Annotated in this window: 11 protein-coding genes; all 11 read left to right on the plus strand. The window is 56.8% G+C overall.

Annotated features, from left to right (window positions below; genetic code table 11):
- Positions 1-78 precede the first annotated feature (78 nt).
- The 11 genes from U9M73_RS05830 (at position 79) to U9M73_RS05880 (ending at position 11,364) form a co-directional block, all read left to right on the plus strand.
- Positions 79-1,506 carry a UbiD family decarboxylase gene (locus U9M73_RS05830; protein ID WP_009223257.1) on the plus strand — a complete coding sequence of 476 codons (1,428 nt, stop codon included), beginning with the start codon at positions 79-81 and terminating at the stop codon, positions 1,504-1,506.
- 131 nt (positions 1,507-1,637) lie between these two features.
- The gene (locus tag U9M73_RS05835) at positions 1,638-2,420 is read left to right on the plus strand and encodes a LamB/YcsF family protein (RefSeq protein ID WP_260069977.1); all 783 of its coding nucleotides are present in this window, start codon (positions 1,638-1,640) and stop codon (positions 2,418-2,420) included.
- A 23-nt stretch (positions 2,421-2,443) separates the two neighbouring features.
- The gene (locus U9M73_RS05840) at positions 2,444-4,144 is read left to right on the plus strand and encodes an FAD-binding protein (protein WP_009223259.1); all 1,701 of its coding nucleotides are present in this window, start codon (positions 2,444-2,446) and stop codon (positions 4,142-4,144) included.
- A gap of 63 nt (positions 4,145-4,207) precedes the next feature.
- On the plus strand, positions 4,208-4,519 hold the full coding sequence (locus U9M73_RS05845) for a 2Fe-2S iron-sulfur cluster-binding protein (protein WP_036643815.1): 312 nt from the start codon (positions 4,208-4,210) through the stop codon (positions 4,517-4,519).
- Positions 4,520-4,553: 34 nt separating this feature from the next.
- Entirely contained in the window at positions 4,554-5,402 is an 849-nt protein-coding gene (locus U9M73_RS05850) for an FAD binding domain-containing protein (protein WP_009223261.1), read from the plus strand.
- Positions 5,403-5,423: 21 nt separating this feature from the next.
- Positions 5,424-6,383, plus strand: coding sequence for a type 2 periplasmic-binding domain-containing protein (locus U9M73_RS05855; RefSeq protein WP_009223262.1), 960 nt, complete (start codon positions 5,424-5,426; stop codon positions 6,381-6,383).
- A gap of 30 nt (positions 6,384-6,413) precedes the next feature.
- Positions 6,414-6,911, plus strand: a complete 498-nt coding sequence (locus U9M73_RS05860) for a (2Fe-2S)-binding protein (RefSeq protein ID WP_009223263.1) — start codon at positions 6,414-6,416, stop codon at positions 6,909-6,911.
- Entirely contained in the window at positions 6,908-9,229 is a 2,322-nt protein-coding gene (locus U9M73_RS05865; protein WP_323076532.1) for a xanthine dehydrogenase family protein molybdopterin-binding subunit, read from the plus strand. Before U9M73_RS05860 ends, U9M73_RS05865 begins: the two co-directional genes overlap by 4 nt.
- A gap of 7 nt (positions 9,230-9,236) precedes the next feature.
- Complete coding sequence (locus tag U9M73_RS05870; protein WP_323076533.1) at positions 9,237-10,394, plus strand: XdhC family protein; 1,158 nt, start codon at positions 9,237-9,239, stop codon at positions 10,392-10,394.
- Positions 10,387-11,013 carry a nucleotidyltransferase family protein gene (locus U9M73_RS05875; protein ID WP_157273281.1) on the plus strand — a complete coding sequence of 209 codons (627 nt, stop codon included), beginning with the start codon at positions 10,387-10,389 and terminating at the stop codon, positions 11,011-11,013. The genes U9M73_RS05870 and U9M73_RS05875 overlap by 8 nt, the downstream gene beginning before the upstream one ends.
- 60 nt (positions 11,014-11,073) lie before the next feature.
- Positions 11,074-11,364, plus strand: a complete 291-nt coding sequence (locus tag U9M73_RS05880; RefSeq protein ID WP_323076534.1) for a hypothetical protein — start codon at positions 11,074-11,076, stop codon at positions 11,362-11,364.
- Positions 11,365-12,342 lie beyond the last annotated feature (978 nt).

Consider the following 12,342-nt stretch of genomic DNA (forward strand, 5'->3'; position numbering starts at 1 on the left):
AAAACGCGCGGATGACCGTGTGTTTTCGCCCGATTTATTTCACGACCGACGATAATACAGAAAGAAGGCGATCTGCTCATGGCCAAAGATTTAAGAACCTATCTCGGGCAATTAACGCAATTTGATGTGAATAGCGTCAAGCTTGTCGACACGGAGGTTGATCCGCGTTTTGGCATTACCGCCTATGCTGCGGCATTGGCGGAGAAAGGCGAATACCCTGCCTTGTTGTTCAACAAGGTGAAGGGCGCGCAAATGGCGTGCATTTCCAACCTGTTGACCTCGTACGAGCGCGTCGCCCTCTACTTGGGATGTGAGGTCCAGGACATTCCACGGGTATATGGCGAGAAATTGCAGCAACCGATTGAACCGGTGGTCGTAGACCGCACTGCTGCCAAAGTGAAGGAAAACGTGATTGAAGAAGCAGACGTTGACCTGTCCAAGCTGCCGATTCCCGTGCACAACGAGATGGATGGCGGGCCATACTTGTCGGCAGGTGTGATGATTATCCGCGACCCGGATTCCGGGCTGATTAATGCTGGGATCTATCGTCACCAAATCTTCAACGAACGCGACATGGGCGTGTGGTTCCTTGGTGCGCACCACGGCGGATTGATTTATAAAAAGTACAAAAAACAAGGCAAGCCGGCTCCGATTGCGATCGCACTAGGTCACCATCCCGGCTTTATCATGGGAGCGGTTTCCCGGGTTCAAGGGATCGGTGGCGAATATGAAGCGGCTGGCGCGTTAATGGGCGAACCCTTGGAGCTGGTGCAAGCGGACACGTCCGATCTGCTCGTCCCGGCGCATGCCGAGATCATTCTGGAAGGCGAGATTTTGCCGGATAACGATCACAGCGAGGGGCCGTTCGGCGAATGGCCGGGCCATTATCTCGGCGGAGGTTCGGTACCTACGATCCGCATCAAACGCATTACATACCGGAATCATGCGATCTTCCAAGATATCGTCGCTTCCGGTCGAGAGCATTTGGTTGTGGGCGGAGTGCCGCGTTCCGGCAGCATTTATCATACAGTGAAGAAAATCGTACCGGGTCTCAAGACGGTAAACGTTCCTTTCTACGCCCGGATGAACTGTTATTTGTCGATTCAGAAGGAAAAGGATGCGGACGTAAAAAAAGCGGCTTTTGCAGCGCTTAACACCGAGCCGGAGAATTTGCGTCATATCGTCGTCGTGGACGAGGACATCGACGTGTTTAACGGGGAAGAGGTCGCTTGGGCGATTGGCACGCGGTTTGATGCGGAGCGCGATTTGCTGGTCATCCCGCGTTGGAACGGTCCCGGCGGTTTGCTTCCGACGAACTGGGAGTACAACGCCGAAGGCAAGAATACGCCGCGTATGTCCAGCGCCGTGATTGTAGACGCCACCAAACCTGCGCCGCCTGTGGTCTTTCCGAAACGGGCCGTGGTTCCGAAGGAGCAGGTGGAACTGGCCGATCTGGCTTCGCTGCGCAAACTGTCCGCAGAAGAGAAAAACAACTGGCAAATCTAAAGCATGTAGCCTCAACCGGCAGAAAACGGAGGAATTGGCTTCCGTTGTTCATTCTGCCGTTTGAGGCTGGCGTGTTTCATAGTTAATGTCATGAATTAATCCTATTAATGAATTGCGAGAGGAGCATCAGCATGAATAACGTAGTGGATTTGAACTGTGATATGGGCGAGAGCTTTGGCGCTTATAAGCTGGGCAGAGACAACGAGGTGTTGAAATTCGTCACCTCCGCGAACATCGCTTGCGGTTTCCATGCCGGCGACCCGGCGACGATGCGCCAGACCGTGAAGCTGGCATTGGATCATGGAGTGGCTTTAGGAGCACATCCTGGGCTGCAGGATTTGGTTGGATTTGGCCGTCGCGATATGGACCTGTCTCCGCAAGAGGCTTATGACATCGTGGTGTATCAGATTGGTGCGCTGTGGGGATTTGTACGCGCGCAAGGGGCCAAGCTGCAGCATGTCAAAGCCCATGGTTCCTTGTATAACATGGCGGCACGGAACGCCGGTTTGGCGGAGGCGATCGCCGAAGCAGTATATAAGGTAGATCCGGAGTTGATTCTGTTTGGTCTTGCTGGCAGCGAGTTGATCAAAGCCGGGAAAAAAGCCGGGTTGCGCACAGCGAGCGAAGTATTCTCCGACCGGACTTACCAATCCGACGGTTCGCTCACCTCGCGCCGTTTGCCGGACGCTCTGATTACGGATGAGGAGCAATCGGTGAAACAGGTCATTCGGATGGTTGCCGAAGGCAAAGTGATGTCGCAGCAGAACGTCGATGTGGACATCCAAGCGGATACGATTTGTATTCATGGTGACGGCATTCATGCGGTCGAATTCGCTGGTAAAATCCGCAGTTCATTAACCGCCGCAGGGATTACGGTTCAATCGGTAGGGATCACGCTGGGGCAACAAGCGTAAGCGCAGAAGGAGGGGACAACAGGATGGAACCATTGCATTTGCAGACGGATGTGTTGGTTGTCGGCTCCGGCGCCGCCGGGTTGATGGCGGCCCGAGCGGCGGCCGATGAAGGCGCCCGCGTGATTTTGACCGACAAGAGCTTAATCAGCCGGGGCGGAGCGACGATTTTGGCGCAGATGACCGTGGCCGTGGCTTTGGGCGAAGCGGAAGAGGATAGCACGGAAATTCATTTTGAGGACACGATGAAGGGAAGCCGGGGCTTGGCCGATCCGAACATCGTCCGCGCCGTTGTTGAACGGGGACCTGAAGTAATCCTCGAAGCGGAAGGTTATGGCGTTAAGTGGGCCCGAACGCCGGATGGCAAGCGTTCGCAGACGTTTGCTCCGGGGCATTCCAAAGCCCGCTGCGTCTACGTGGACATTTTGAATACGGGCGGTGCTACGGCAGCCGGTTTAAAGAAGGCGATATGGAAGGACGAGAAGATCCAGCGGCTCAAAAACGTGATGATCACGAAAGTTGTCGTCGAAAATGGGCGGGCCGTTGGTGCAATCGGCTTTGAGATGGAGGAGTACCGTCCGATTAGTATCGCCGCTTCATCGGTCATTTTGGCCACGGGCGGATTAACGGAGGTCTTTGAGCGTAACAGTGCGTCGGCGAACATGACCGGCGACGGATTCGTACTGGCGGCCGAGGCGGGCGCCGAGGTGCGCGATATGGAAATGGTGCAGTTCTTCCCGATCGCCCACCTGTTTCCGCCGCTCGTTGGCATCGATCCGATCATGTGGGATCCGTTCCGCTATAAGCTGGGCGGCCGTCTGCTGAACGGTTTAAAAGAAGAATTTATGGATAAATACAACGGGGAAGTTGCCGGAAAATACACGGCTGCGCGTGACCAAACGACGCTGGCGATTTTCCGCGAGGTGGAGGCTGGCCGCGGCACGCCGCACGGCGGGGCGTATCTTGACTTCACGATGGTGCCGGAGGACAAGCTGAAGGAAGCGTTTGGTCCGGTCATCGATATTTTGCGGAATCAAGGCGTTGATTTGACCAAAGATATGGTGGAAGTGGCGCCGATGGCGCACTTTATGCTTGGCGGCGTACGCGTGGACGAAGCGATGCGCACGCGGGTGCCAGGGCTGCTGGCATCGGGCGAGCTGATTTATGGCATGCATGGCGCTAACCGCTTATCTGGCAATGCCATCACTGAAGCGCTGGTCACCGGCCGTATCGCCGGCGAAACCGCGGCACGGGAGAAAAGCGATGCGCTGGATGAAGCTGCTGTACGTCAAGCGTTTGAGCGGGAGATGGAGCGGCTCACGCAATTTTGGCACCCTGTCCCGGTTGAACGGGATACCGCATCGCTCCAAGCGTTTAAACGCAAGCTGCAGAAGGTGATGTGGAAGGGAGCCGGACCGCTTCGTACGGAAAGCGGCTTGAAGGAAGCGTTGACGGAGCTGCAGGCACTGCGCAGCGAGCTGGACAGCATCTCGCTGGCGAAGCCGGGCAAGTTTGCGCTGTCCCTGTTCGAGAAGCTGGAAGCCGCCAACATGCTGAAGGTCAGCGAAGCGATTGTGCTGGGCGCACTGGAACGCAAGGAGACGCGCGGCGCACATGTGCGGTTGGACTACGATGAAACGCTCAGCCAACCGTCCAGCTACAGCTATGTCTTGAATGAGGCAGGGGAATGGGTCGTATCCGAGGTTCCGCTGCCGGCGGGCAGCTAACGGAGACGGATGAGATCAAGCGAGCCGGCAAGACGGTTCCGAATGAAGGGAGAAAAAGGAACAATGGCAACAGTGACTTTAAACGTAGTTCGCGGTGATGCGGAAAGCGGCGCTTCCTTGGAGAAATACGAAGTTCCGTTCCGGGACGGGATGAGCCTGCTGGATGCGATCTTTTGGATTCGGGAGCATGTAGACCCGTCCTTTTCGGTACGGTATTCCTGCCGTTCCGCCAACGCCTGCAAAGAATGCTCGGCGTTTGTGGACGGCAAACCTGGCTACTTGTGCAGCATCCGTGCCGTTCCAGGCAGTGAGGTTAAGATCGAACCGCTGACCGGCCGTCCGTGGATCAAGGATTTGGCGACAGCGCTGGAGTAGACATGACCATTATTCACATGAAGGAGGGGCAATTATGGCCTGGTTACAGCCCCGCAGTTTAGACGAAGCGCTTGAGCTGCTTCGGGAGCGGAACCCCCGCATCGTGTGCGGGGGAACCGATTTGTTCGTGAACGCGCAGCGCAAATCGTACGAGTCGGAGCATACCGACTGGCTCGACATCCGGCGCGTGCCGGAGCTGCAAGCGACCCGCCGAACCGAGGCGGGTCTCGAAATCGGCGCCGCGGTGACGGCCGCCGAAATTTGGGGCAGCGACACGTTTCGCGTCGTGCCCGCGCTGCAACAAGCCGCCCGTATCGTCGGCGGCTGGCAGATCCAAAACCGCGCATCGCTTGGCGGCAATGTGGCGAACGCCTCCCCGGCAGCCGATATGGTCGTTCCGCTCGTCGCTTACCGAGCGGAAGTCCGGCTTGCCGGGGCGGACGGCACCCGCTGCGTGCCGATCGCGGACTTCATCACCGGGCCGAAGGCGACCCAGCTTCGCGAACGCGAGCTGATCGCGTCGCTGTTCATCCCGGCCCGGGTGCTCGAGGTGCCGCAGGTGTTTCTGCGGCACGATCAGCGCGCGGCCACCGACATCTCGATCGTCTCCGTCGCCTTGCTGTTGCAAGGCAAGGGCAGCGAGATCGAGTGGGGGACTGCCGCGATTGGCGCGGCCGCGCCCAAGCCTTTCACGCTGAGCGCGGAGGAAGAGCAGCGCTGGAGCGGGGAACTTACTGCCGCTAAGCTGGACGAGCTCAGCGCGTTATACGTTCAGCATAGCTCGCCGATCACGGATGTGCGCGCCAGCGCGGAGTATCGCCGCGCCTTAGTCGGGACTTATATCAAGCGGGCCGCGAACGCTTTGCTCGCAAACGGCCTGTAACGAGGGGAAAGGAGCATCACCATGGCAGGGACAACCTTAAAGATCGCGATGTCAGAGAGCGATCGCACCTTAAAGTTGCTCAGCGGCGCCAAACCGCTGCCGGGCTTTGCGCTCGACGTGCAGCGGGAGTCGATCGAGGAGATTTTTGTTAAACAAATTTCGCAGGCGTCGTATGACGTATCCGAGCTTTCGTTGGCCTCCTACCTGATTGCCAAAGGCGGAGGAGATACGCGGTTAACGGCAATACCGGTATTTCTGTCCCGGTCATTCCGGCATAATGCGATTTATGTCCGCTCGGACAGTCCGTATACTCACCCTTCTGAACTCAAAGGCAAGCGGTTCGGATTTCCCGAGTTTCAAATGACGGCGGCCGTATGGGTCCGGGGCATGTTCCGGCATGAATGGGGGATCGCCACCGATGAGATGGAATGGTATACGTTCCGTCCAGAGCGGGTGCCGGTGGAGACGCCGGCAAAGCTGGTGGAAGGCGATATTTTTGAAGCGCTGGCTGAAGGCAAAGTGGATGCGATCATGACGGCTCGGCGCCCGCCGGCCAAGTTGTTCCCCGCTTCGGGCGAAGGCGGCGTGCTGCGCCGGTTAATCCCGGACGTCTGGAACGTCGAGCGGAAGTATTACCAGCGTACGGGGATTTTCCCGATTATGCACTTGGTTTCGCTGAAGGCGGAGACCGTTCAGCAATTTCCGGAACTGCCGAAGCAGTTGTACGAGCTGATGCGGGAGATCAAAGATGAAGGGATCACCGAGCTGCTGGAGACGATTCGCAACGCAACCTCCAATCCGTTTGTCTGGGAATCGGCTGAACAATCGGCCAAGCTGATGAACGGGGATATGTGGCCTTATGGCGTTGCTGCGAACTGGCCGCAGATCGAGACGTTTATTTCCTATCTTCAGGAGGACGGCTTGCTGGATCGCAGCTTCACGCCGCAGGAAGTGTTCCATTCCTCCGTCCAAGACACATAAGCATTTGCAAAAGGAAGAAGGTGCTGCCTCATGAACGGCGGACATAACCATAACCCTAACTCTAGTTTGACGTTAACCATTAACGGCGAGGACGTGACCTGGAACGGAGAGCCGACCGCTTCGCTGGCGGACGTGATCCGTGAAGGACAAGGCCTGACGGGGACAAAAATCGGCTGCCGCACCGGCGAATGCGGGGCTTGCACCGTGTTGCTGGACGGCCAGCCGGTCGTTTCTTGCTTGGTGCCGGTGGCTTCCGCCCAAGGGCAAACGGTTGAAACGATCGAAGGCTTAGCCCGGCATCCCGAATTCCGGGAGCTAGAGCAGGCGATGCAGGAGTACGGCGGCGTACAATGCGGTTTTTGCACCCCGGGGATGATGATGTCGACTTGGGCTTGGCTGCAAAATCCAGACTTGTTCGGCGGTGACATCGGTGCGGCGCTGAAGAACAACCTGTGCCGGTGTACCGGCTATCGCGGCATCATTGAAGCGGCGGAGCACGTCCTGGCCTCGAAAGGAGCCGTGCGATGACGAAGAACAGCCTGCAGCAACCTAGCAAATCACAAGACGCCAAGGTCATGAACCCGGCTGACCCGAACCCATCAGCTCGGCAAGGCCATCCGACGTTAAAGCAAAAGCCGTTGGATCTGAAGTCCAAGCTGGAGGGGCAAACCCGTTACCTGCACGATATGAATTTTCCCGGGCAGTTGGTTGGCGCGATTTACCGCAGCCCGCTGGCGCATGCGCGGATCAAACGGATTAACGTGGACAAAGCCCGTCAAGTGGAAGGCGTTCATGCTGTTATCACGGCAGATGACGTGCCTAACCATAAATACGGGCCTACCAAATTCAAAGACTGGAACATTCTCGCCCGCGATCGCGTGCTCTTCATCGGCGATGAAATCGCTGCGGTTGCAGCCGAGACGAAAGAAGCAGCCGAGCAAGCATTGGCCCTGATCGAGGTGGAGCTAGAGCCTTTGGAAGGCGTGTTTGACCCCGAAGCGGCGATGGCTCCTGGAGCGCCGCAGATTCACGAGGACGTGGAGCTGAACCGTCCGATGAAGGTGGATGTCGCGCGCGGCGATGTGGAAGCAGGGAAGCGGAAGGCGGCCGTCGTGAAAGGCGGGCGTTACGTTTCGAACCGAATATATCAGGGACATTTGGAGCCGGTTGGGGCGATTGCACACTGGTCGGAGGAGGAGGGCATCACCATTTGGGCGCCTTCCCACATTCCGTACCGGGCGCGGGAAGCGTATGCTGCCGGTTTTGGCTTGCCAGAAGACAAGGTGCGGATGATCGTGCCGCCGATTGGGGGTTCTTTTGGCGCTAAATACGTCCTGAAGGTTCATGTGATCGCGGCGGCCTTGGCAATGGCGACGGGACGGCACGTGAAGATCATTTTGGATCGGTATGAAGATATGATTACGGCCCATCCGCGTGTTCCGCTGACCTTTGACATTGAGATCGGGGCAGATGCGGAAGGGAAATTCGTGTACAAAGAGCTGACGGTATATGCCGATGCGGGTGCTCGCGTCTATTGGAGTCCCAACGTAATCGCCACCGCCTGCACCCGGCCGGACAACATCTATCATTTCCACAATGTGAAGTCGACGGGATACCTGGTGTACACCAACAATAGTCCAACGACGTGTATGCGCGGGTTCGGCAATGCGGAGATGCTATTCGCGGTGGAAAGCGTGATTGACGAAATTGCGCTGGAGCTGGGAATGGATCCGGCCGAGCTGCGTCTCAAAAATATCGTCCACGCCGGCGACACGACGCTGCATGGATATCGTCTCGATACGTGTAATTTGGAAGCGTGCATCGAGAAGGTGAAGGAGCTGTCCGGTTGGGAGCGGAGAAACGAACTGCCGCCTTACCGGGGCCTTGGCCTTGCGGTGGCTAACCACGTCTCGGGCTTCCGCGCGATCGATCCTCGGTTTGACGGCTCAACGGCAGTCATTCGCGTCAAACCAGGCGGATTCGTTGAAGTGGAAACCGGCGAAATCGAGTTAGGTCAAGGGATGTCAATGACTTACGCCCGCATCGCCAGCCACGTGCTCGGGATTCCGGAAGACGGGATTTTGGTCAGATCCGGGGATACCGGGCGGTATCCGTTTGGCATCGGTACGTTGGCTTCCCGCAGTACGGTGATGGGCGGCAATGCGGTGCAAAAGGCGGCGGAATCGCTGGTCCGCGAAATTCAGCAATTGGCCGTTCAGGCTCTTGGCGAAGGAGCGGTATATGAGGCGGGCGTCGTGAAGCACGAGGGAAAAACGTATTCGCTTAGCGATGTCGTTGATTGGTTCCGGGCGCGTCATGCTGGCGAGGAGTTCACTGTTAAGGAAACCTATGTGCCGGATACCGAGCTGCCGGACGCCAGTTATTTCGGACATCCTTCGCCAAACTATCCGTTTGCGGCGCATGTCGCCGAGGTTGAGGTGGATCCGGACACCGGCCGGACGAAGGTTGTCGGGTATTGGGCTGTGCACGATTCGGGCACGATCATCCACGAGACGATGGCGAAAGGTCAGGTGCTGGGCGCCGTCGCCCAAGGCATCGGCTGGGTCACGATGGAGGATTTGATCGTACAGGAAGGCAAAGTCATGAACCCTTCGATGATGGACTACCGCATGCCGGGAGCTAAAGATATGCCTGATGTTCAGGTTCATTTCGTGCAGGAAGCCGATCCGCACGGCCCGTTTGGGGCGAAGTCACTGGGCGAAGTGGCGCTGGATCCGGTTCCGGGCGCCATTGCCAATGCGATCGCCCATGCAACGGGACGGCGCGGTTATGTGCTGCCGCTGTCGGCAGAACGCGTGTGGAAATCGTTGCAAGACGGGAGATGACATGAACATGGAGGAGCTCATGCTTGCGTTAGACGCCTGCCTGGCGGAGCGCCGGGCTTGCGTTGTTGCCACGATTGTGGATGTGGACGGCTCCGCCTACCGCCGGGAAGGCGCCCGCTGCCTCATCCATGCGGATGGCGAGGTGACGGGCATTCTGAGCGGCGGCTGCATTGAGGAAGACTTGCGCGAGCATGCCCAGGAGGTGCTTCGCACCTTGGAGCCGCGCAAGCTGCTATACGACTTCCGCATTGGGGAAGATGAGGTGTGGGGGACCGGCCTCGGGTGCAACGGGGCGATCACGGTGTGGCTCGAGCCGTTTGATCCGGTCTGTGCGCCGGACGCGGCGGACCGGATCATCGGCGATCTGCGGCAGCGCGTGGAGACGCGCGAGCCGTACGTGGCGGCGACGGTGATCGGTTCCTCCGATCCTGCCGACGTGCCGCCCGGCGCGCGCCGCACGCTCGCCGGCGCGGCCGAAGCCGCCGGCCTGCTGGGCGCGGGCCGGCGGGCCGGGCTGGTGCGACGCACCGAGGGCAGCACGCAGCTGGAGCTGCTGCTGGAGCGGGTCGCACCGCGCCCGGAGCTGGTCATCGTCGGCGTTGGCGACGATGCGCGCTTGCTCTGCAGCCTGGCGCGCCGGCTGCAGTGGCGGGTGACCGTCGCGTACCATGCGACGGGGAAAGCGACGCGGGAGCGGTTTCCTGCAGCGGACGAGCTGCAGATTATCCCGCGCTTCGCGTTTGAGCAGGTCGATGTCCGCGGCAAATACGTCGTCGTCATGTCGCATAACCTGGAGCTGGACCGGGAGGCGGTCCACAAGATGCTCACGCCGGAGGTCCAATATGTCGGCCTGGTCGGCTCCCGCTACCGGTTGGAGAAGATTCTGGAGCCAATTCGGAACCCTGGCGAGCCGGAACGCGCGATCGAACCTGCGCTGCTGGATAAACTCTATTCGCCAGTAGGGCTGGACATTGGCGCGGAAACCCCTGAAGAGATTGCAATGAGCATCTTAGCAGAAGTAACTGCCGTTAAAAATGGACGTTCCGGCGGATTCCTGCGTGATCGGAAAGGGGCAATCCGCGGGGGAGGGAAGGAAGCTTCATTGCCGGCTTCGCAACCTTCGTTCCTTAACGAACCAACCTTCCCGGAGTCCTGCCGTGTGTGAGCACAGAACAGGCACTAGAGACGTATGGGCGTTAATTCTCGCGGGTGGGGCTTCCCGGCGAATGGGCGAGCCCAAGCTGCTGCTTCCGGCGCCGCGCGGGAATCTGCTTCAGCAAACGATGCACCAGGTGCTGGCGGGAGGAAATGTGCGGGTTGCGGTTATTACTGCTGAAGGTGGGCCGCTTCGTCGCGAAGATACCGAGGGCCTGCCGGTGGAATGGTTGACGACGTCGCAGGCCAACCGGGGACTTGGCGCCTCGCTGGCGGACGGGGTCCGGCAACTGGAGGAGCGTTATACACCAGCTGCAATTCAAATTGTGTTGGGCGATCAGCCGGAGATCTCGCCGAATGCTATACGGCAAGTGACAGAAGCGTTCATCCAAACCGGAGCTTGGATCGTGCAAGCGCGTTATGACGATCGTCCGGCGCATCCCGTGTTGTTTGCGGCGCCGTTGTTCCCTCAATTGACGGCATTAGCCGGTGACGTTGGAGCCAAGGAGCTGCTGCAGCAATACAAGGAGCAGATCCTTGAAGTGAAGATCCCAGGCCCTGCTCCCCGCGATATTGACACGCCGGAGGAGTATGCTCGATACCGGTTGTCGGCTTTTTCCAAAAGTTGACTTCGCCGCCGCGACACGATACCCTTAGAGCATCAATCTAAAGCGTGAGGGGGACGCGACATGCCGTTGATCTATCACTACGATCCGGAGCAGATCCGCATTCGTGAAACGGTGAATGACGAGGATGTGGAATTCGAGTTGACTTTCCTGCAGGACGAGCCTCTATTCTCAAAAATGCGGGAAGTGCAGAAAAGATTCGAGGACAATGACGTGTACACCGATGTCTTGTTTTACTTGAATCAGGATCAGGAGCGCCAATACCGAATCATTGTTCGCAAAGATTTTTATGATGATTTCCTGCTTGCCTTATTGAAATATCGCATCCTGAACGGACTCGAGTGGAAGGACTAATATAGTACCATCCCTCTTTATAAAAGCAAAAGATCCATAAGGGTGTTTTTCTCACGGGACTGACCCCGCAATGTGAGACAATTAAAAACACCTTCAGGATCATCTAATGAAGTGCACCCCTTAGAATAGACATTGGAAAATCCCTGGTTATTCCGATGAATTCTAAGGGGTATTTTTTATGGCAATATAAGAACAGCCGTTAAGTACATACGCTGAAAACTGAGGTGGAGGGGGGCTACTGTGGGATTACACATACATTTATTATAGTACGCTTATGGTAGGCGTTTCGGAAAGAGAGGTGAATTGAGCATGAAACAGCGTATCTGGATTTGGTTTGGGGGATTGTCGTTTAAAAGCAAGCTGCTCACCGTTTTTATCCCGCTAAATCCTCATACCGCTGTGCATTTTGGCATTCCTATCAAGTCGAATTTTTAGTAATCCCCTGATTGAACGAAGTGTCAATGACGTCATTAATGAATCTCGACTGACAACTAACTTGTCATTATTTAGTGAAGTCGATGTGGCTGTCTTCATCGACACGAACGGAAAAATATATACCTCATATGTTCCTGAAAAGGATGAAAGCGCTATAAACTACAGCGGCCTGACTCAAAGTTGTCAGAGCAGTGAAGTTACGGATCGGCTTATAGGTTTCCGATGGAACAACGGGATTTCCTAACTCCGGATTCTGATGTGCCCGTCTTGACCTTAAGCAAAGTGGTTGTTGATATCAATTCGGGGAATCAATAAGTAACGTTGTATTTGATCATCAAGGAAACCATATAAATCAAAAAGAGGGCTTCCTTATCAGAGAGCCCTCTTAAAATTTGAACAGACTTTGGATTGGAAAGGAGCGAAGCTTTGTTAATAGCCAGAAAGGATTGGATGATTATGAGTATTATTTACTCTGAGATATCCAGAGAAGAAAAGAAGATTGCTCAATCAGCTACCCAACTGATGAACCTACAGTCTTCTCTC

The organism is Paenibacillus phoenicis (assembly GCF_034718895.1).
Classification (GTDB): domain Bacteria; phylum Bacillota; class Bacilli; order Paenibacillales; family Paenibacillaceae; genus Fontibacillus; species Fontibacillus phoenicis.

Coding starts and splice junctions, on each gene's coding strand:
- U9M73_RS05830 (WP_009223257.1), top strand. CDS start 79: ATGGCCAAAGATTTAAGAACCTATCTCGGGCAATTAACGCAATTTGAT.
- U9M73_RS05835 (WP_260069977.1), top strand. CDS start 1,638: ATGAATAACGTAGTGGATTTGAACTGTGATATGGGCGAGAGCTTTGGC.
- U9M73_RS05840 (WP_009223259.1), top strand. CDS start 2,444: ATGGAACCATTGCATTTGCAGACGGATGTGTTGGTTGTCGGCTCCGGC.
- U9M73_RS05845 (WP_036643815.1), top strand. CDS start 4,208: ATGGCAACAGTGACTTTAAACGTAGTTCGCGGTGATGCGGAAAGCGGC.
- U9M73_RS05850 (WP_009223261.1), top strand. CDS start 4,554: ATGGCCTGGTTACAGCCCCGCAGTTTAGACGAAGCGCTTGAGCTGCTT.
- U9M73_RS05855 (WP_009223262.1), top strand. CDS start 5,424: ATGGCAGGGACAACCTTAAAGATCGCGATGTCAGAGAGCGATCGCACC.
- U9M73_RS05860 (WP_009223263.1), top strand. CDS start 6,414: ATGAACGGCGGACATAACCATAACCCTAACTCTAGTTTGACGTTAACC.
- U9M73_RS05865 (WP_323076532.1), top strand. CDS start 6,908: ATGACGAAGAACAGCCTGCAGCAACCTAGCAAATCACAAGACGCCAAG.
- U9M73_RS05870 (WP_323076533.1), top strand. CDS start 9,237: ATGGAGGAGCTCATGCTTGCGTTAGACGCCTGCCTGGCGGAGCGCCGG.
- U9M73_RS05880 (WP_323076534.1), top strand. CDS start 11,074: ATGCCGTTGATCTATCACTACGATCCGGAGCAGATCCGCATTCGTGAA.